This is a genomic window from Apilactobacillus kunkeei, from assembly GCF_001308195.1.
Classification (GTDB): domain Bacteria; phylum Bacillota; class Bacilli; order Lactobacillales; family Lactobacillaceae; genus Apilactobacillus; species Apilactobacillus kunkeei_C.
In genome coordinates this window covers 1-19,219 of the sequence record NZ_JXDF01000014.1, presented here as the reverse complement: position 1 = coordinate 19,219, position 19,219 = coordinate 1, and the positions used below count along the sequence as shown (strand labels likewise).

Below are 19,219 nucleotides of genomic sequence, written 5' to 3'. Positions count from 1 at the left end.
CCAAATTTCGCTAACTGATTATTTACTAAGACCATATTCGGTAACTACAAATAACTCTTTTTCACCAACCGAGTTCTCTGTGATATTCATTAATTACTTACTCATCTTATAATCAAATTTTAATAAAGTATACAATTATTTAATGTACTTGTCAATTCATTAGCTATGAGAAGTCACGGCTAGCACTGAACATGTACCCATAATTATGATACTGCATTGACATGACTAATCCAATCCCTATCATGTTACCAATCAAGGCAGAACCACCCTGACTTACGAATGGCAATGGAATACCAGTCAATGGTAATAGTCCAATACTCATACCAATATTTTCAAATACGTGGAATAAAATCATCATGATAATTCCAGTTGAAATGTATGCGTAGTAAACGTTCTTAGTTTCAAAAGTAACCTTAATCATTCGATAAATCAAAACGAAGTAGATTCCAATTAAAACTAAACCACCGATGAAACCAAAGTTTTCACCGATAACTGAGAAAATCATATCGGATTCTCGAACTGGAACATAAACGTGAGATACGTTAAAACCAGTTCCACTAAATCCACCGGAACCAACGGCTTTGATACTTTGCCATAGTTGATAACCCGATCCAGCTAGATTTTCAGGATTTGATGGGTCCAACCAATCATTAACACGATCAAATTGGTAAGATTGAAAACCTAATGCTTCCAAAATCTTTCTACCACCGCTAGTTATAACTAAAATTAAAGCAGTCCCACCAATTGTTGCGAATGCAGCAACTCCAGGAACAATGATTCTCCACGTAATTCCAGATACAATCACTAATCCACCAAGCATGGCGAAGAAAACAAGCATTGTACCGAAATCATTTTCAATCTTTAATAACACACAGATTGGTAATGTCCATAGGATCATCTTGCCCAATAAAAGTGCATCTGTTTTTAATGTGTGAACAGCGTAGTTTCTGTTATGTTCAACAATCACTCTTGCCAGCATAACCACAAACGCTGGTTTCATAATTTCGGCCGGTTGGAAAGTCAACGGACCTAATTGGAACCAACTTTTGGCCCCTGTTTGAATAAAATAATATCTACTGTACAAAACAAGTAACGATGCCAGTAACGTTAAAGCTCCCCAGTAAATAATTGGTGCAACTTTCCATAATTGTTCAGAATCAAATTGCATGATGATTATGATTAATACAGTTCCGATTGTATACCATACCAACTGCGTAATCATTTGCTTCACGATTGTTCCGGAATAAGAATCATGATTTACGGCAACATAAATTGCACCAATACCAATCAATGCTAAAAGGGCCACACAAATTATGATTGTCCAATCTAATCGAGAAGAATTGCTATCATTGTCACTATTAAACACTGCAAATCACCTCTAAATCATTTTAGCCCTTGTGTAAGTTGTATTGGCTAATTAATAATTCAATTCCTTCGTCTAAGGATTTGGCTTTAAATACATTGTCTTCATCAAAGACAGCTTCGAATTTTTCTTCATCCACTTGACGGATAAAGCCAACTTCTTGCTTACCAACGAAAAGAACTTCACGTTCTTCACCGTTTACGTTTTGTGTATCTAAAGTAACTTCAATATTTTTCTTTCCCTTTGACATTTTGTCCTCCTAAAAATAAAAGTAGTCGATTCAAATATTTGATCGACTACTTTAAATTCATAGAACGTCGATAATCTTTCGACGCCCTCTTATTTCTAAAAATAGTAAAATGATCAGAAACCGGATCATAACCACCTTTGACAAAAGGATGACAACGTAAAATCCGTGCACACCCCATTACAAAACCTAATAATGCTCCGTGCTTTCTGACAGCATCGATCATATAAGTAGAACATGTCGGATAATAACGACAAGAGGCCGGTAATAGTGGTGAAATAAATCGTTTGTATCCCATCACCATCTTTATCAGTAACTTTCTCATCAGTTATCACTTTCTTATATTAATCTTTATTTTTTGCTTTCTTGTTTGTTGATATGTTCAAGTAATGCACCGGCACCCTTAGCAACATTATCTAGAGGACTTTCAGAAATTAACACTGGCACAGTTAATTCTTTTGAAATTGCGTGGTCGATACCTCTTAATAAGGCACCACCACCTGTTAAAATAATTCCTCTGTCTACAATATCAGAAGCTAATTCAGGAGGAACTACTTCTAAGACATCCTTAGCAGCGTCAATAATTTGGTTAACAGTATCTTCAACAGCCTTTTGTACTTCTAAACTGTTTAGAGTAATAGACCTTGGCATTCCACCAAGAACATCTCTACCACGTACTTCCATTTCCTTAACATCAGTTTCATTAGGGTCTGCAGTACCGATGGTAATCTTAATCTTTTCAGCAGTATGTTCTCCAATAACCAATCCGTGTTTATCCTTTATGTAAGAAACAATATCTGTGTTCATTACATCACCAGCTACACGAATTGACTTACTTGCAACGATATCACCTAATGATAACACGGCAATGTCAGATGTTCCACCACCCATATCAATTACCATGTTTCCTTTTGGTTGGAAAATATTCATTCCGGCACCAATTGCAGCAACTTTAGGTTCTTCTTCGATATAAACTTTACCACCACCAGATTTTTCAGCAGCTTGAATAATTGCTTTTCTTTCGATGTTAGTAATGTTTGTTGGAGCACAAATCATGGTCTTAGGCTTTGACATAAAGCCCTTAACACTTAACTTATTGATAAAGTATGTAAGCATCTTTTCAGTTACATCAAAATCTGAAATAACTCCTTCTTTTAGTGGTCTGATTGCACGAATGTTACTTGGTGTTCTACCAACCATTCTGTATGCTTCAGAACCAACTGCTAACAACTTGTTTGTTTTAATATCTACCGCAACTACTGATGGTTCGTTTAGCACGATTCCTTTCCCAGTTACGTAAATCAAAACATTAGCAGTACCTAAGTCAATGCCGATATCTTTTACCATTTCTCTCTTCCTCCTGAGTTAACTCATGTATTAAATATTATATCATATCGCTCTATAATTCATTTTATTCTTGCGAAGTTTTACTAATGAAAATTTCTTCATCATCTTTCATGTTAACTCTCTTAATGTCAGCACCCAATTTAGCTAACTTAACATGAAAATCGTAATATCCTCGATCTAAATATTTTAGGTTTCTAACGATTGTAATACCGTCAGCAACTAATCCAGCAAGAACGAGTGCTGCAGCAGCTCTCAAATCAGTTGCAGCTACTTCCGCTCCGCTAAATTTAGTTGGTCCGTTTAAGACCACACTCTTACCGTTAATTCTAAACTTGGCGTTCATTCTAGCTAATTCATCCAAGTGCATAAAACGATTTTCAAACACTGTTTCAGTCAATAAACTACTACCTTGAGCAGCTAATTGTAAAACAGTCATTTGAGGTTGCATATCTGTTGGAAAACCTGGATATGGGAGTGTCTTTACGTCAACCGGTTTTAATTCGTCCGGACCAATAACACGAATTCCATTAGGTTCTTCCTTAACAGTAACACCCATTTCTTGCATTTTAGCGATTAATGGTTGATTGTATGATGCTTCTGCATCTTCGATCAAAATGTTACCGCGTGTCAAAGCCGCAGCTACCATAAAAGTACCTGCTTCAATACGGTCTTGTAGTACACTGTAATCTACACCGTGTAACTTACTTACACCCTTAATCTTAATTTTGCTTGTACCTGCTCCCATAACATTAGCACCCATCGCATTTAAGATGTTAGCTAAGTCAACGATTTCAGGTTCTTGAGCAACATTTTCGATGATGGTTTGGCCTTCTGCTAATGTGGCAGCCATCATAATGTTTTGAGTAGCACCAACACTTGGAAAGTCCATGTAAATTTCGGCACCCTTTAAACCGTCTTCAGCAAAAGCTTCAACGTATCCATCGTGTTGTTGGATTTTGGCACCTAGTGCTTCAAAACCTTTCAAGTGAATATCAATTGGACGAGAACCAATTGCACATCCACCTGGCAATGCAACCTTAGCATGACCTAATCTGGCCAATAGTGGTCCCATTACTACGATTGATGCTCTCATCTTTGAAACATATTCTAATGGAGCTTCGTATGAGATTTGGTTGGTAGCATCAAAACTCATTTGATTCTCATTAGTATTAAAGTCAACTTTTAAGTTCAAGAAGCGTAAAACTTCTTCCATTGTATATACGTCTGATAATAGTGGTACGTTGTTTAAAACTGCTTTTCCTTCACTGGCTAAAATAGTAGCAGCCATTATTGGTAGGACAGCATTTTTTGCACCTTCAATGTGGACGTTACCGGTAAGGCGTTGGCCTCCCTTAATCACGATTTTATCCACTGGTAACCCTCCAGTAATTTCAATTTTAATGATTTATTGTAATGTTTATTATCCATATAAAGAAAGATCCCGACACATATCCAATACAGATAGATAATAGAATTATTAAAATTCGGTACTGATTAATGTGCATTTTGACATATCTTTCTAGATGAATATCATTTAAACTCCAAAAAGCTAATCCAATAAAAAATAATTGGACAGCTAAATCTAAGAAAGAATTAATATTTGATGATTCCATAATATCTCCATTCTTTATAGCAACTATAACATAAAAAAAGCTTTTTGTCTTTCTAATCTTTACTAAGTATTTATTAATTTGTTTTTTATTTATGTATAAAAAAAGTCTGCATAAAAAATGCAGACCTCTTTCTTAATGTTTAGCAACATGAATTCGGTTAATAGCTCTTCTCAAAGCAACTTGGTTTCTTAGGATTTCTTGGTTATCATGCTTTTGTCTAGCGATTTCCAATGCCTTTTGAGCACGGTCTCTCGCAGCAGCGGCACGATCAACGTCGATATCCCCTTGCTTTTCGGCACTATCAGCAATAACAGTTAAGTTATTGTTTGAGAATTCAACGAAACCACCGTTAACAGCAATTTCATCTACATCTGAACCGGATTTTACTTTTACTTCGTCAACTTCCAATGAAGCTATTACGGGAACATGATTAGGCATAATTCCTAATTGACCACTCTTGGTTCTAACAATAACCAAGCGAGCATCTTCACGTTCATATACCTTACCATCAGGAGTAACGATACTAACGGTTAATACTGAGTTGTTATCAGCCAATTAGAACCCTCCTTAGTTGTTTTGCTTCATTTTTTTAGCATTTTCAACTACGTCTTCAATAGGTCCACAGTTTCTAAATGCGTCTTCAGGAAGATCATCATATTTACCATCTAGGATAGCTTTGAAACTTTCAACAGTCTTGGCAACTGGAACATATCTACCTGGTAAACCAGTAAATGTTTCAGCAACACTAAAGCTTTGTGATAGGAAGAATTGAATACGACGTGCACGACCAACAATAGTCTTTTCTTCGTCAGATAATTCATCCATACCTAAGATAGAAATGATATCTTGAAGTTCATGGTATCTTTGCAATACTTGTTGCACTTCAGTTGCAACTTTGTAGTGTTCTTCACCAACAATTGATGGATCTAGTGCAGCAGATGTTGATGCCAATGGATCAACGGCTGGATAGATACCTTGTTGAGTTAATGAACGTTCCAAGTTAGTTGTTGCATCCAAGTGAGCAAAAGTAGTTGCAGGAGCAGGGTCGGTGTAATCATCGGCAGGAACGTAAACGGCTTGAATTGAAGTAATCGCACCATTCTTAGTTGAAGTGATACGTTCTTGCAATTGACCCATTTCAGTAGCCAATGTAGGTTGGTAACCTACGGCTGATGGAATACGACCTAATAATGCGGAAACTTCAGTACCAGCTTGAGTAAATCTAAAGATGTTATCGATGAATAATAGAACATCGGTACCAACTTCATCACGGAAGTATTCCGCAATAGTCAAACCAGTTAAAGCAACACGCATACGTGCTCCAGGTGGCTCGTTCATTTGACCATATACCATGGCTGTCTTGTCCAAGACACCTGAACCTTTCATTTCAAAGTACATATCGTTACCTTCACGAGTACGTTCACCAACACCGGTGAATACTGAGATACCGTTATGTCCTTGAGCAATATTATGAATTAATTCTTGAATTAAAACAGTTTTACCAACTCCGGCACCACCGAACAATCCAACCTTACCACCACGAATGTATGGTGCTAGTAAATCGATAACTTTGATACCGGTTTCTAGAATTTCTGCAGATGGATTTAATTGATCGTAACTTGGAGCTTGTCTGTGAATTGGCCAACGTTCTGTATCGTCGCCAAATTCAGGACCACCATCAATTGGTTCACCAAGAACGTTAAATACACGACCTAGAGTGTTTTCACCAACAGGAACTGAAATAGGAGCTTTAGTATTTTCAACTTCCATTCCACGGCGTAAACCGTCAGTTCCGTCCATGGCGATAGTTCTAACAACACCGTCACCTAATTCAAGGGTAACTTCTGTAACTAAAGTTTCGTTATCGTCTTTGTGTACACGAAGAGCGGTGTTGATGTCAGGTAATTCAACGTCCGTTGGGAATTCAACGTCAACGACTGGTCCAATAACTTGAATAATCTTACCAGTACTCATTTTCGTTAATTCCTCCCGTCATATTAGTGCTTCAAAGCTTCTTGACCACCGACAATTTCAGTAATTTCGGTAGTAATAGCAGCTTGTCTTGCACGGTTATATTGTAGTTCTAATCTAGAAATAAGATCTGATGCATTGTCTGAAGCAGATTGCATAGCAGTTGAACTTGATGAATGTTCTGAAGTCTTAGCATCAAGGATTGCTCCAAATACTAAGCTTTGTGCGTATTGGGGTAATACAACCTTCAACACAGCTGATTCATCTGGTTCAATTTCGTATTCAGCACTAAAATCATGTGCCTTAATATCTTTGCTTGATTCTTCTTCAAATGCTTCGCTATCCATTGGTAGCATTTTTTCAGCTCTAAAAGTTGAAGAAATACGGTTAACAAAGTGTGTGTAGCAAACGTATAACTTGTCAAACACACCATCTTCAAACATTGAGTTTGCAGTCTTAACGATTTCTCTAACTTCAGCGAAAGTAGGAATGTCAGAAACGCCACGATATTCATAAGCCACGTTTACATTACGGTTCTTATAAAAGTCAGCACCATTTCCACCTACAGCTAAAATCATGTAATCATCAGGATTTGGAGTGTGTTCTTCAATAAAGTTATTAGTTTCTCTAATCACATTACTGTTGTAACTTCCTACCATTCCACGATCAGATGTAATAACTAGGTATGCTGTCTTACCAGATTTGTGGTCAGACGCATTACTTGAGGAATTAATTTTGTCTAACAAATGAGACTGAGCTAAATGCATTACAACAGCCTTAACACGAGAAACATATTCCTCATAATTACTGGTATGCTTTTGAATACGATTTAACTTTGCAGTTGAAACCATTTGCATAGCAGTAGTAATTTGACGTGTATTTCTGGTTGATGCAATACGATGTTTAACATCATTAATAGATTCAGCCATTAGTTCTCACCATCCTTCAAGCTAGTTATTTTGTGTTTCTTCTTGCTTACTTGGTGTGAATGATTTAGTAAATTCATCAACTGCATTTGCTAAAGCATCACCTTCTGGTAACTTACCAGTGTTTACAATTGTATCTAATAAGTCACGGTGTGAAGCGTCGAAGAAGTTGAATAATTCAGTTTGGTAACGATGGATATCGTCAACAGCAATGCTGTCTAGGTAACCATGTGTCAAACTAAATAGAATAAGTACTTGTTTTTCGACAGGTAGTGGAGCGTGAAGAGGTTGTTTTAGAACTTCTTCTGTACGAGCACCACGGTTCAACTTAGCTTGAGTTGCATCATCCAAGTCTGAACCGAATTGAGCAAAGGCTTGTAGTTCATGATATGAAGCTAGGTCAAGTCTCAAAGTACCTGCTACTTGTTTCATTGCTTTAATTTGAGCGTCCCCACCAACACGAGAAACTGAAGTACCAGCATCAATGGCTGGACGAGTTCCTGAATAGAACATGTCTGAGTTCAAGAAGATTTGACCATCAGTAATTGAAATAACGTTGGTTGGAATGTAAGCTGAAACGTCCCCTGCTTGAGTTTCAACAATTGGTAGAGCAGTCATTGAACCGCCACCTAACTTGTCTGATAACTTAGCAGCACGTTCTAGTAAACGTGAGTGGGTATAGAAGATATCACCAGGATATGCTTCACGACCAGGAGGTCTACGAAGAATAAGTGATAGTTCACGGTAAGCGTTGGCTTGTTTTGTTAAATCATCGTAGACAATCAAAACATGCTTACCTTGGTTCATAAAGTATTCACCAATAGCTGCACCAGCGTAAGGAGCAATGTATAGTAATGGAGCTGGTTCAGAAGGACCGGCTGACAATACGATTGTGTAATCCATTGCGCCAAACTTTTCTAGAGTAGCAACTTGTGAACGGACAGTTGAGTCCTTTTGTCCAATCGCAACGTAGATACAAATCATATCTTGATCCTTTTGGTTCAAGATAGTATCAACAGCGATTGAAGTCTTACCTGTTTTTCTATCACCGATGATTAATTCACGTTGACCACGGCCAATTGGAACTAACGCATCGATTGATTTAATACCAGTTTGTAATGGTTCAGAAACACTTTGTCTGTCCATGATACCTGGAGCTTTCTTTTCAATAGGACGAGATGATTCAGTCTTGATATCACCCTTACCATCAATTGGTTGACCTAATGAGTTGATGGTTCTACCCACCATTTCTTCTCCAACAGGAACTTCCATGATTTTACCGGTACGTTTAATAGTTGCACCTTCACGAATATGTGTACAGTCACCTAAAACAACAATACCTACATCGTTACTTTCAAGGTTTTGAGCCATACCATAGATTCCGTTTTCGAATTCAAGTAACTCACCAGACAACGCATTATCTAAACCATGAGCACGAGCAACACCGTCACCAACGTAGGTAACAACCCCTGTTTCTTCAACAGCTAGGTCATCCTTGTAACCGGATAATTGTTGCTTGATTAGAGCACTGATTTCTTCAGCATTAATGCTCATAAAAGTTTCACCTCTTTGATAGATATTGTTATTAACTCAATAGAAGTTTTTTAATGTTGTTAATTTTTGTCTTAACACTTCCATCAAAAATAACGTTCGATGATTTTAGAATTACACCACCGATTAGACTTTGATCAACTTTGTTATCTAGGATAACTTCGTTGGCACCTACACGCGCCTTAAAGACGTCTGCAAGTTTTTGCTTTTGTTCGTCGGATAGAGGAACTACAGATAGTGCATCAGCATGAACAATCTTATTCTTTTCATTGTAAGAACGTTCAAATTCTTCCACAATCAAAGTAAATTCATCCATTTTGTTAGCACCTAATAAAACTTTTAAAAGGTTCTTAACAAATTCGACGTCAGAATTGTCAATCAAAGGTTTGATTAAACTTTCTTTTTTGTCTTCTGGAAAGCTTACATCAGTTAAAACTCGACTTAATGATGAATTATCATCAAAAACTTGTTTGATAGATAATAATTCACTCAAACCGGCTTCAACTTGATTTTGTTCTTCAAGCACTTCATAAAGTGCTTTTGAATAGCGTTTTGCGAATGTGATTTTATCTAGCATCTTGCTTCCCCAACCCTTCAATATAAGAATCAATCAATGCCTTTTGATCGTCAGCTTTTAATTCTTTTTGAATGATCTTAGAAGCAATTTCAATAGATAAATTGGCCACATCATTTTTGGTGTTTGCTAAAGCATCTTTACGTTCTTGTTCAATATCTTTTTGAGCAGAAGTCTTGATACTTTGAGCATCGTTTCTAGCAGTTGTGATAATTTGGTCACTTTGTACTTGAGCAGATTGCTTGGCGTTGTTAATAATGCCAGTTGCATCTTCTCTAGATTTTGCTAAGGCGTCTTCACGTTGCTTTGCTAAATCTTCAGCGTCCTTACGTGACTTTTCTGCAGAATTGATGTCATCGGCAATCTTGTTAGCACGTTTTTCCATCATTTCTGATAATGGCTTCCATGCAAATTTCATGATAAGAATCATCAAGATGATGAAAACAAGAGCTGTAAAAATCATGTTACCGTAGTACAATCCACCACCATCAGTCACAGCGACAGTTGGCAATAATGAATGTGAAAGCATCTATTGACACCTCCTTAATTGAGAATAGAAGAATTACTTTACCTTTATATTATTATTTAGCCATGTATACGAATGATAGAACTAAAGAAATAATAGGTAGAGCTTCGACCAAACCAACACCGATAAACATGTTAGTTCTTAATTGACCAGTCATTTCTGGTTGTCTAGCCATTCCTTCAATAAATTTAGAAATAACGATACCATCACCGATACCCGCACCAATAGCGGCACCAGCCATAGCAATACCAGCAGCTAATACACCCATGGTAAATCCTCCTTATAATAAATAAAATTATTCCTCAGGTTGAATCTTTTGAGAAATGTATACGAATGTTAAGGTTACAAATACGAATGCTTGAACACTTCCGATAAAGATTGAGAATGCTTCCCAAATCATTGCAACAAGTACGGATGGGATGTATCCCAATACACCGTAACCTAGTGCTAATTTAGATAGCAATCCTAGAAGTAGTTCACCTGCGAAAATATTACCATATAGACGCAAACCAAGAGTTAGGAAGTTAGCTAACTCTTCGAAGACATTCAATGGCAACCATAACTTAAATGGCTTCAAGTATGTACTTGAGAAGTAACCCTTGAATCCAAGCTTTGAAACTCCTGCGAAATGAGCCCATGCCAACGTGATAGCGGCCAATGTCAAAGTGACAATTGGATCTGACGTTGGACTTTTAACATAGGCAACCCCATTGTAATCAATTTGGAAAAGTAGTCCCATTTGGTTAGAAATGAAGATGAATACGAATAGTACAAAAGCAAATAGACCGTAAGCCTTGGCTTTAGCACCTTCAACAGAAGTGTTAACAATTCCGTTGGTGAAATCAACAATCATTTCAAGCAAGTTTTGTTTTCCTGATGGAATCACTTGTAGCTTTCTAGAACAAATGAATACAAATAAGAATACGAAAACTGCAGCAACCGTAACGGAAACCATGTTTCCAATATTGAATGTAAGCCCAAATAGCTTAAATGTGGATATTGGATCATTCACAGATTATCACCCCTTTTCGCAACCTAAGCATACTAAACATTAATGTTACATTAATTCACATTAACGATAGTTTTAACTCTTAAGATGATGTATTTCTCTTTCAAAATACAATAAGATAGTACCACCATTCAGGCTTCATTTCAAAATAAAATAACTATTTAACAGTTTTTTTACCAAAATTACAATTTGTGCTTTACAAATTGTAAAAAATGTATCTTAGACTTTTAGTATAAAGTTATACATAAATAAAAAATCCATCGCAAAAAAAACGACGGATTTTTATTTTATTTAGTTCCGAATAGACGATCTCCGGCATCACCTAGTCCAGGTACAATGTAACCGTTTTCTAGATGATCATCTAACGCAGCAGTGTAAATATCTACGTCACCATGGGCTTTTTGAAGCGCTTCCACACCTTCGGGAGCAGCTACCAAGCACACAAATTTAATATTACTTTCGTCGACACCACGCTTAATTAAAGCATCGATTGCCATGATGGCAGAACCACCAGTAGCAAGCATTGGATCAACAACAAAAATTTGACGTTTGTCAATATCACTTGGCAATTTCACAAAGTATTCGTGTGGTTCTAGGGTTTCTTCATCACGATACATACCGATGTGTCCAACCTTAGCGGCTGGGATTAGGTCTAAAATACCGTCTACCATCCCGATACCAGCACGAAGAATTGGCACAACAGCCACCTTCTTACCTGATAGTTGCTTTGCATGTGCGATACCTTGTGGAGTTTTTACATCAACGTCTTCTAGTGGCATATCTCTAGAAACTTCGAAAGCTAACAATGAAGCAATTTCATTTACAACTTCACGAAATTCTCTAGTTCCACAATTTTCATTTCTAATAATAGTTAACTTGTGTTGAATCAATGGATGATTCATTACTTGAAATTTTCCCATGATTAATCTCCTTTAATCAAAAATTGGATGTGATTGGGTTAATTGGGATACTTCTTCTCTTACTTCGTTTAGAACATTTTCATCGTCATGATTTTCAATTGCACGTGTTATCATTTTTGCAACTTTACGTGAATCTTTTTCATCGAACCCTCTAGAAGTAATCGCAGGAGTTCCTAATCTTAATCCACTTGTAACAAATGGACTTAGTTTCTCATCAGGAATTGCTTCCTTATTAGTTGTAATCTTAAGTGAATCTAATAGGATTTGTGCTTCTTTCCCATTTAATTCAGTGTTGGTTAAGTCTAAGACCATCAAATGGTTATCGGTACCACCAGATACCACCTTGATAGTATCGCTGTTGTTAAATTCATCAGCCATAGCAGCTGCATTTTTAATAACTTGTTTTGAGTATTCTGTAAATGCTGGTTGCAAGTCTTCAAAGAAACAAGCAGCCTTACCAGCAATCACGTGTTCCAATGGTCCACCTTGTGATCCTGGGAACATTGCAGAATTGATCTTCTTAGCATATTTTTCGTTAGACAAAATCATTCCACCACGAGGTCCTCTTAGAGTCTTGTGAGTGGTAGTAGTTACGACATCGGCAATTCCGATGGGACTTGGATGTAATCCGGTAGCAACTAGTCCAGCGATGTGGGCCATATCTACCATTAAGTATGCGCCAACTTCGTCGGCAATTTCTCTGAACTTGTTCCAGTCGATGATACGGCTGTATGCAGAAGCCCCAGCAACAATAATTTGTGGTTGAACTTCTTTAGCAATTGCTAAGATATCATCGTAGTTAAGACGTTCAGTCTTTGGATCTAAGCCGTATGAGAATGATTGGTAAATCTTACCTGAGAAGTTTACCTTAGCACCGTGGGTTAAGTGACCACCGGCGTTTAGGTCCATCCCTAAAATCTTATCTCCAGGCTTCAAAAATGCTGAGTACACAGCTTGGTTAGCTTGTGAACCTGAGTGTGGTTGAACATTAACATATTCAGCCCCAAATAACTTCTTAGCACGTTCAATCGCTAATGTTTCTGATTTATCTACAAATTCACAACCACCGTAGTATCTCTTACCAGGATATCCTTCGGCGTATTTGTTAGTTAAAACAGAACCTTGCGCAGCCATTACAGCGTTAGATGCAATGTTTTCTGACGCAATTAGCTCAATTGTGTTTTCTTGACGAGTTTGTTCATTCTTAATTACATCCCATAATTCTTTGTCTTCATTTTGGTAATCGTATTTCATGATAGAAGTGCCCCCTCAAAATTTACGTAACTATTTATTAAAATGTTTTTGTCCAGCAGATTTGTTCAATCTGTTCATGTATGCTTCACCAATGCCTTGATTTGCAAAACCTTGGGTCAAGATTGATTTTACTTCTTCTTCATTGTCAAAATGTCTTAGTCCTGCAAATAAAGCATGACTTGCTGATAAGACGGTATCTCCTAATGAAAATGTTTCGACATTATCAGGCCAATCAATATCGTTTAAAACAGTATCAGTTGCCATGACTCCGACAGTATGATCTTGTTGTGATGCCCACTTAGCTGCTTTCTTGAAGTCGCTTGTGGAATCGACAATATAGACTTGAGCTGATGGTGCATAGTGCTTGTACTTCATTCCAGGAGCCTTTGGAATTTGGCTAGCGGATAGATGTACTCGTTCATCTAGCACGGGTTTATTGATAATTTCTTCGATTTGTTCGGCTGAAATAGCACCTGGTCTTAAAATTGCAGGTTGGTCAGTCGACATATCTAAGACAGTGGATTCAACACCATATTGGCATTCACCGTCATCTAGAATTCCAGCAATCTTACCTTTTAAATCATGGTAAACATGCTTGGCCAAGGTAGGACTGGGTTTTCCAGATGTGTTAGCAGATGGTCCCACAATTGGCACCCCTGCTTTCCTAATCAATGATAACGTTACATCATTGTTAGGATTTCTAAATGCTGCAGTATCTAATCCACCGGTTACGGTTTTAGATAATACATTGTCTTTCAAATTAAAAATGATGGTTAATGGTCCAGGCCAAAATGTATTAATTAGCTTCTTTGCCTCATCAGACAATGGTTGTGCGTATCTTTCAACCATTTCTGGGCCGTCAACATGGACGATTAAAGGATTGTCACTTGGACGTCCTTTAGCCGCGTAAACTTGCTTAACCGCATCTTCATTAGTTGCATCTGCCCCTAAACCGTATACCGTTTCAGTTGGGAAAGAAACTAACTTTCCATCGACGATATCTTTAGCGGCTGCAGCTAAATCATCTGCAGTGTATATCTTTGTGTCCATATATAAATACATCCCCCCTAATACTTAACTCGAATCATTCTCGGATTACCAAAGAAGTCTTTACGACTAGTGACTTCGCATCCAGGAATTAACTCGGTAAAAATCTCGGTTACTGCATCCGTTTGTTTAAACCCAATTTCTAGATATAAACTGCCGTGAACAGTGTCCTTCTTTATTTTAATATATTCTGCGATTTTTTGATACATAAATAAGCCATTATTTTTTGCAAATAATGCTTCTTTTGGTTCGTGTTCTATGACACTTTCATCCATATACTCAATTTCATCTTCGGAAATATAAGGAGGATTACTAATAATAACGTCATAATCTTCGGTTATTGCGCCAAACAGGTCACTCTCGATGAACCTAACGTTCGTTTCGTTCATTTCATTGTTCAAACCCGCTACCTGTAAGGCTTTTGCGGAGATGTCAGCAGCATCTACCTGCCAGTCTGGATGTTCCTTACTAATTGAAATGGCAATTGCACCACTTCCGGTTCCCATGTCAAGCACTTTAAGGTCTTTTTGATCGGCAAAATCAGTTAATAACCACTCTACTAATTCCTCTGTTTCGGGGCGTGGAATTAGGACTCTATCATCGACTTTAAAACGATTACCATAAAACTCAGTCTCACCGATGATATATTGAGCCGGTTGGCCATTAAGATATTGATCAATCCAATCAAAGTATCTTTTAACGTCTTCTTGTTTCATTTCATCTCGATAATGCAACAGTAAGTGGGTATTATCGAAACCAAACATTTCCATTAAGAATAGTTTGGCAGTCTGTTCATCTAGATTTTTTTCGGAGATAAGAAAAGAAGCCCTCTTCTGGGCTTCAAAATAAGTCATATTATTCATTCTTTAGTTGCTCCAACTTTTCGGTTTGGTCAGATAGAATCAATGCATCAATTATATCTTCTAAGTCACCATTCATAACCTTATCCAACTTGTTAACTGTCAAACCAATACGGTGGTCAGTAACACGGTTTTGAGGATAGTTGTAAGTTCTAATTCTTTCTGAACGATCACCAGTACCCACGGCTGATTTTCTTTCAGCGTCATACTTATCTTCTTCTTGTTGTTGGTAATAATCGTATACACGTGACTTCAACACTTGCATAGCCTTAGCACGGTTTTGTTGTTGTGAACGTTCATCTTGCATAGCAACAACGATACCTGTAGGCAAGTGGGTCATTCTAACCGCTGAAGAAGTCTTGTTAACGTGTTGTCCACCGGCACCAGATGCACGGTAAACATCAGTCTTGATGTCTTTTGGATCGATTTCTAAGTCCACGTCTTCTGCTTCTGGCATAACACCAACAGTAGCAGTTGAAGTGTGAATACGACCAGCTGATTCAGTTGAAGGAACACGTTGAACACGGTGAGCACCGTTTTCAAACTTCAACTTAGAATATACGTTATCACCTTGAATCATGATGGCGATTTCCTTAAATCCACCAACTTCAGTGTCACTTTCATCAATGATTGACGTCTTCCAGCCTTGGCTTTCAGCGTAACGGATGTACATGTTGTATAGGTCAGCAGCAAATAGACTACCTTCATCCCCACCAGCAGCACCGTGGATTTCCATGATGATGTTCTTGTCATCATTAGGGTCCTTAGGTAATAGCATAATCTTGATTTGTTCTTCAAGTTCAGCCTTTTGTGGTTCTAGTTCACTAATTTCACTCTTAACCATTTCATTCATGTCATCGTCTAGCTTTTCAGCAAGCATAGCCTTGTCGTCTTCTAGTTGTGAGACAACGTCCTTGTACTTGTTGTAAGCAGCAACAACTTCTCTTAGACTACCTTCTTCTTTAGATAGTTCCATGAAACGTTTTGTATCTGCGATAACTTCTGGGTCACTGATCAATTCGTTTAGTTCATCGTATCGATCAACTACTGATTGCAGCTTTTCAAATATTTCATCCATTAATTATTCCTCACTTTCCCATTTCGTCCAAAGGTGGGTTGAAATAATGCTTACGACATACTGGGTAGTATGATTCGTTTCCACCTACTTGAATTTGTTCACCTTCATATACTGGTTGATTGTCATGGAAACGAAGGTTCATTGTAGCCTTGCGACCACAGAACCAACAAATTGTCTTCATTTCTTCAATCTTGTCAGCATATAACAATAACGCTTCAGATCCTTCAAATAACTTGTTTTGGAAGTCATTCTTTAGACCAAATGCGATTACTGGAATCGATAGTTCATCGACAATTTTTGCTAATTGTAAGACGTGAGCCTTAGTTAAAAATTGGGCTTCGTCAATTAAGATACAACTAGCATCTGGGTCAATTTCTTTGACCATTTCAAAGCAATCAGAATCCGCTTCAATCACATGTGCACCTCTGCTTAATCCTACTCGGGATGCAACAGTACCTCTTTCTTCCCTTGTGTCCAATGCACTTGTCATGATTACGACTGATTTACCTTGTTCTTCATAATTATGAGCAACTTTGATGATTTCAATGGACTTTCCACTGTTCATTGCCCCGTAGCGATAATATAGTTGTGCCATGATTAAACTCGCTTTCTGTATTTTTTCATTTATTATTATAGCTGATTTACGAATTAATTTCGACAGTTCCAAAGAATTTACATCATTTTACTGAAATAATGCAATTATTCGGTCTATAATAGTAAAGTATGATAAAATTTTGTGTATTAATTAATTAAGGAGTACAAGCAATGTCTATAAGAAGCGAATTTGCGACTTTTGCTGGTAAGTCTTCATACTGGTTTTTACATACCTTTATGAACGGAGGAAGTTCTCTTCCTGGAAAGATTACCACCGCAATTGATCCAGCGATTTTAAAACATCTAGGTCAAAACTATGACATTATTGTGGTTACTGGTACTAACGGAAAAACCCTAACCACTGCACTTACTGTTCAAGTGCTAAAACAAAAATACCAAAACGTTGTTACTAACCCATCTGGTTCAAACATGGAACAAGGTCTAGTAACTACATTCCTAAAAGCTAAAAATCCTAAGACCAACCGTCCACTTGCTGTCTTGGAAGTCGATGAAGCAAACGTTATTAAACTAACTAAGTATGTTAAACCAATCGCCTTTGTCTTCACTAACATCTTCCGTGATCAAATGGATAGATATGGTGAAATCTACACTACCTACAAGAAGATTATTGATGGTGTCAAACTAGCTCCAGAAGCTACTATCATCGCTAACGGTGATGCACCAATCTTTAACTCCGTTGATTTACCAAATCCAAAGATTTACTACGGATTCAAAAATCACGATGATGAAGATAACTTCAAGGCTGAACCAAATACTGATGGCGTCTTATGTCCAGTATGTCAAAACATCTTGCACTACCACTACATCAGTTACGCCAACCTAGGTAACTACTTCTGTGAACACTGTGGTTTCAAACGTCCAGAACTAACTCATGAATTAACTAAACTAGGTGCACTAACTCCTAACTCATCTGACTTCACTGTCGATGGCCAAGACCTATCAATTGGTATTGGTGGAGTATACAACATCTACAACGCCCTAGCTGCTTATTCAGTTGGTCGTTTCTTAGACGTTGATTCAAAGGATATCGCTCAAGCATTCACTGCCAACGAACGTGTCTTTGGTCGCCAAGAATTAATCGACATTGATGGTAAGGAAACTACATTAGTATTGGTTAAGAACCCTGTTGGTCTAAACCAAGTTATCGATACCATCTCAAAGGAAAAAGATGACTTCTCACTAATCTGCCTACTAAACGCCAACTACGCTGACGGAATTGACACTAGTTGGATTTGGGATGGTGAATTCGAACGTTTCACTAAGATGCCAATCAAGAAGTTCATCACCGGTGGTGAAAGATACAAAGACATTACCTTTAGATTTAAGGTTGCTGGTGTGGATGAAAACATCCATGAAGTGCAACCTAACCTAGAAAAGGTTGTCGAAGAAATCCCTACTCTACCAACTAAGAAGGTTTACATCCTAGCTACCTACACTGCAATGCTTCAATTAAGAAAAGACTTTGCAGAAAAAGGTTACATTAAGGGAGGTATGGAATAATGACCAAAGAATATACATTACACATTGCCCATCTATACGGTGATTTGATGAATACCTACGGTGATTTAGGAAATATCTTAGTTCTTAAATACTATGGAAAGAAAATGGGCATCAACGTTGAATCACAAGTCGTTAGTTTAGACGAAGACTTCAAGTCTGATGACTATGACATCGCCGTATTCGGTGGTGGCCAAGATTTTGAACAAAGCATTGTTTCAAAAGACTTCCAAACCAAAAAAGACGAAATCAAAAAGTTCATAGATTCAGATGGTTGCTTGTTAGCTATCTGTGGTGGTTACCAACTTCTAGGTAAGTACTACATCGATGCTGAAGGAAACAAGATTCCTGGTATCGGCGTATTAGATCACTACACCGAACAACAACATGACAACCGTTTCATCGGTGACATCAAGATTAAGAACAAGGAAACCGGTGAAGTTTACCACGGTTTCGAAAACCATCAAGGTGTTACTTACACTGGAAATGGCGAACGTCCATTGGGTGACGTTGAACAAGGTTACGGTAATAACGGTACCGATCAAGCTGAAGGTGCAATCTTCAAAAACGTATACTGCACTTACTTCCACGGTCCTATCCTAGCTAGAAACAACATCATCGCAAAACACATCTTAATCAAGGCGTTGAAACGTCGTTACCCTAACGATGACTTCTCTGCTCAAGAAAAGATTGACGTTTCAGAATCATATTAATAAACAAAAAGACGGATTGAACTGAACCCCTTGAGTTGGAGAAATCTAACTTAAGGGGTTCTTTTATGTTTTCTAAAGAATTAAAATTAGCTGCCATTAAAGATTATT

At 37.6% G+C, this 19,219-nt stretch carries 22 protein-coding genes; 2 read left to right on the top strand and 20 right to left on the bottom strand.

The genetic code is table 11. From position 1 onward, the window contains the following. Window positions 1-163: 163 nt before the first annotated feature. The 20 genes from RZ78_RS02565 to RZ78_RS02480 form a co-directional block, all read right to left on the bottom strand. The gene (locus tag RZ78_RS02565) at window positions 164-1,366 is read right to left on the bottom strand and encodes an FtsW/RodA/SpoVE family cell cycle protein (protein ID WP_054608038.1); all 1,203 of its coding nucleotides are present in this window, start codon (window positions 1,364-1,366) and stop codon (window positions 164-166) included. Window positions 1,367-1,388: 22 nt separating this feature from the next. After that, window positions 1,389-1,613 (bottom strand): DUF2969 domain-containing protein, encoded by a 225-nt coding sequence (locus RZ78_RS02560; RefSeq protein ID WP_054608037.1) that lies wholly within the window; start codon window positions 1,611-1,613, stop codon window positions 1,389-1,391. A gap of 46 nt (window positions 1,614-1,659) precedes the next feature. Further along, complete coding sequence (yidD, locus tag RZ78_RS07430) at window positions 1,660-1,935, bottom strand: membrane protein insertion efficiency factor YidD (RefSeq protein ID WP_080997686.1); 276 nt, start codon at window positions 1,933-1,935, stop codon at window positions 1,660-1,662. A 26-nt stretch (window positions 1,936-1,961) separates the two neighbouring features. Beyond that, entirely contained in the window at window positions 1,962-2,957 is a 996-nt protein-coding gene (locus RZ78_RS02555) for a rod shape-determining protein (protein WP_041152744.1), read from the bottom strand. A gap of 64 nt (window positions 2,958-3,021) precedes the next feature. Further along, the gene (murA, locus tag RZ78_RS02550; protein ID WP_054608036.1) at window positions 3,022-4,329 is read right to left on the bottom strand and encodes a UDP-N-acetylglucosamine 1-carboxyvinyltransferase; all 1,308 of its coding nucleotides are present in this window, start codon (window positions 4,327-4,329) and stop codon (window positions 3,022-3,024) included. A 25-nt stretch (window positions 4,330-4,354) separates the two neighbouring features. Next, window positions 4,355-4,570, bottom strand: a complete 216-nt coding sequence (locus RZ78_RS07425) for a DUF1146 family protein (RefSeq protein ID WP_034532207.1) — start codon at window positions 4,568-4,570, stop codon at window positions 4,355-4,357. A 132-nt stretch (window positions 4,571-4,702) separates the two neighbouring features. Continuing rightward, the gene (locus RZ78_RS02545; protein ID WP_034532079.1) at window positions 4,703-5,125 is read right to left on the bottom strand and encodes a F0F1 ATP synthase subunit epsilon; all 423 of its coding nucleotides are present in this window, start codon (window positions 5,123-5,125) and stop codon (window positions 4,703-4,705) included. A gap of 12 nt (window positions 5,126-5,137) precedes the next feature. Beyond that, the gene (atpD, locus tag RZ78_RS02540; protein WP_034532076.1) at window positions 5,138-6,544 is read right to left on the bottom strand and encodes a F0F1 ATP synthase subunit beta; all 1,407 of its coding nucleotides are present in this window, start codon (window positions 6,542-6,544) and stop codon (window positions 5,138-5,140) included. A 23-nt stretch (window positions 6,545-6,567) separates the two neighbouring features. Beyond that, window positions 6,568-7,470, bottom strand: a complete 903-nt coding sequence (locus RZ78_RS02535) for a F0F1 ATP synthase subunit gamma (protein ID WP_034532074.1) — start codon at window positions 7,468-7,470, stop codon at window positions 6,568-6,570. A 21-nt stretch (window positions 7,471-7,491) separates the two neighbouring features. After that, complete coding sequence (atpA, locus tag RZ78_RS02530; protein ID WP_034532072.1) at window positions 7,492-9,021, bottom strand: F0F1 ATP synthase subunit alpha; 1,530 nt, start codon at window positions 9,019-9,021, stop codon at window positions 7,492-7,494. 31 nt (window positions 9,022-9,052) lie between these two features. Next, window positions 9,053-9,595, bottom strand: coding sequence for an ATP synthase F1 subunit delta (atpH, locus tag RZ78_RS02525; protein ID WP_054608035.1), 543 nt, complete (start codon window positions 9,593-9,595; stop codon window positions 9,053-9,055). Further along, complete coding sequence (gene atpF / locus RZ78_RS02520) at window positions 9,585-10,121, bottom strand: F0F1 ATP synthase subunit B (RefSeq protein ID WP_041152750.1); 537 nt, start codon at window positions 10,119-10,121, stop codon at window positions 9,585-9,587. The genes atpH and atpF overlap by 11 nt, the downstream gene beginning before the upstream one ends. A gap of 52 nt (window positions 10,122-10,173) precedes the next feature. Then, window positions 10,174-10,386 (bottom strand): F0F1 ATP synthase subunit C, encoded by a 213-nt coding sequence (atpE, locus tag RZ78_RS02515; RefSeq protein ID WP_041152751.1) that lies wholly within the window; start codon window positions 10,384-10,386, stop codon window positions 10,174-10,176. A gap of 27 nt (window positions 10,387-10,413) precedes the next feature. Next, the gene (atpB, locus tag RZ78_RS02510) at window positions 10,414-11,073 is read right to left on the bottom strand and encodes a F0F1 ATP synthase subunit A (protein ID WP_052471506.1); all 660 of its coding nucleotides are present in this window, start codon (window positions 11,071-11,073) and stop codon (window positions 10,414-10,416) included. A gap of 341 nt (window positions 11,074-11,414) precedes the next feature. Further along, the gene (gene upp, locus RZ78_RS02505; RefSeq protein ID WP_034534733.1) at window positions 11,415-12,047 is read right to left on the bottom strand and encodes a uracil phosphoribosyltransferase; all 633 of its coding nucleotides are present in this window, start codon (window positions 12,045-12,047) and stop codon (window positions 11,415-11,417) included. Window positions 12,048-12,059: 12 nt separating this feature from the next. Further along, on the bottom strand, window positions 12,060-13,301 hold the full coding sequence (glyA, locus tag RZ78_RS02500; protein WP_054608034.1) for a serine hydroxymethyltransferase: 1,242 nt from the start codon (window positions 13,299-13,301) through the stop codon (window positions 12,060-12,062). Between the two features lie 30 nt (window positions 13,302-13,331). Beyond that, window positions 13,332-14,351, bottom strand: coding sequence for an L-threonylcarbamoyladenylate synthase (locus RZ78_RS02495; protein ID WP_054608033.1), 1,020 nt, complete (start codon window positions 14,349-14,351; stop codon window positions 13,332-13,334). A 17-nt stretch (window positions 14,352-14,368) separates the two neighbouring features. Then, a complete protein-coding gene (gene prmC, locus RZ78_RS02490; protein WP_054608032.1) occupies window positions 14,369-15,211 on the bottom strand; it encodes a peptide chain release factor N(5)-glutamine methyltransferase in 843 nt (280 codons plus the stop codon). Beyond that, entirely contained in the window at window positions 15,204-16,286 is a 1,083-nt protein-coding gene (gene prfA / locus RZ78_RS02485) for a peptide chain release factor 1 (RefSeq protein WP_034534741.1), read from the bottom strand. The genes prmC and prfA overlap by 8 nt, the downstream gene beginning before the upstream one ends. A gap of 10 nt (window positions 16,287-16,296) precedes the next feature. Continuing rightward, window positions 16,297-16,881, bottom strand: coding sequence for a thymidine kinase (locus RZ78_RS02480; RefSeq protein WP_034534743.1), 585 nt, complete (start codon window positions 16,879-16,881; stop codon window positions 16,297-16,299). Window positions 16,882-17,051: 170 nt separating this feature from the next. Between RZ78_RS02480 and RZ78_RS02475 the strand changes: the two genes are divergently transcribed. Together RZ78_RS02475 and RZ78_RS02470 are read left to right on the top strand one after the other, a co-directional pair. Further along, window positions 17,052-18,401, top strand: coding sequence for a Mur ligase family protein (locus RZ78_RS02475; protein WP_054608031.1), 1,350 nt, complete (start codon window positions 17,052-17,054; stop codon window positions 18,399-18,401). Beyond that, window positions 18,401-19,111 carry a type 1 glutamine amidotransferase gene (locus tag RZ78_RS02470; RefSeq protein ID WP_034532051.1) on the top strand — a complete coding sequence of 237 codons (711 nt, stop codon included), beginning with the start codon at window positions 18,401-18,403 and terminating at the stop codon, window positions 19,109-19,111. The genes RZ78_RS02475 and RZ78_RS02470 overlap by 1 nt, the downstream gene beginning before the upstream one ends. Window positions 19,112-19,219: the final 108 nt, after the last annotated feature.

Coding starts and splice junctions, on each gene's coding strand:
- RZ78_RS02560 (WP_054608037.1), bottom strand. CDS start 1,613: ATGTCAAAGGGAAAGAAAAATATTGAAGTTACTTTAGATACACAAAAC.
- yidD (WP_080997686.1), bottom strand. CDS start 1,935: ATGAGAAAGTTACTGATAAAGATGGTGATGGGATACAAACGATTTATT.
- RZ78_RS02555 (WP_041152744.1), bottom strand. CDS start 2,957: ATGGTAAAAGATATCGGCATTGACTTAGGTACTGCTAATGTTTTGATT.
- RZ78_RS07425 (WP_034532207.1), bottom strand. CDS start 4,570: ATGGAATCATCAAATATTAATTCTTTCTTAGATTTAGCTGTCCAATTA.
- atpD (WP_034532076.1), bottom strand. CDS start 6,544: ATGAGTACTGGTAAGATTATTCAAGTTATTGGACCAGTCGTTGACGTT.
- RZ78_RS02535 (WP_034532074.1), bottom strand. CDS start 7,470: ATGGCTGAATCTATTAATGATGTTAAACATCGTATTGCATCAACCAGA.
- atpA (WP_034532072.1), bottom strand. CDS start 9,021: ATGAGCATTAATGCTGAAGAAATCAGTGCTCTAATCAAGCAACAATTA.
- atpH (WP_054608035.1), bottom strand. CDS start 9,595: ATGCTAGATAAAATCACATTCGCAAAACGCTATTCAAAAGCACTTTAT.
- atpF (WP_041152750.1), bottom strand. CDS start 10,121: ATGCTTTCACATTCATTATTGCCAACTGTCGCTGTGACTGATGGTGGT.
- atpE (WP_041152751.1), bottom strand. CDS start 10,386: ATGGGTGTATTAGCTGCTGGTATTGCTATGGCTGGTGCCGCTATTGGT.
- atpB (WP_052471506.1), bottom strand. CDS start 11,073: ATGGTTTCCGTTACGGTTGCTGCAGTTTTCGTATTCTTATTTGTATTC.
- upp (WP_034534733.1), bottom strand. CDS start 12,047: ATGGGAAAATTTCAAGTAATGAATCATCCATTGATTCAACACAAGTTA.
- glyA (WP_054608034.1), bottom strand. CDS start 13,301: ATGAAATACGATTACCAAAATGAAGACAAAGAATTATGGGATGTAATT.
- RZ78_RS02495 (WP_054608033.1), bottom strand. CDS start 14,351: ATGGACACAAAGATATACACTGCAGATGATTTAGCTGCAGCCGCTAAA.
- prmC (WP_054608032.1), bottom strand. CDS start 15,211: ATGAATAATATGACTTATTTTGAAGCCCAGAAGAGGGCTTCTTTTCTT.
- prfA (WP_034534741.1), bottom strand. CDS start 16,286: ATGGATGAAATATTTGAAAAGCTGCAATCAGTAGTTGATCGATACGAT.
- RZ78_RS02480 (WP_034534743.1), bottom strand. CDS start 16,881: ATGGCACAACTATATTATCGCTACGGGGCAATGAACAGTGGAAAGTCC.
- RZ78_RS02475 (WP_054608031.1), top strand. CDS start 17,052: ATGTCTATAAGAAGCGAATTTGCGACTTTTGCTGGTAAGTCTTCATAC.
- RZ78_RS02470 (WP_034532051.1), top strand. CDS start 18,401: ATGACCAAAGAATATACATTACACATTGCCCATCTATACGGTGATTTG.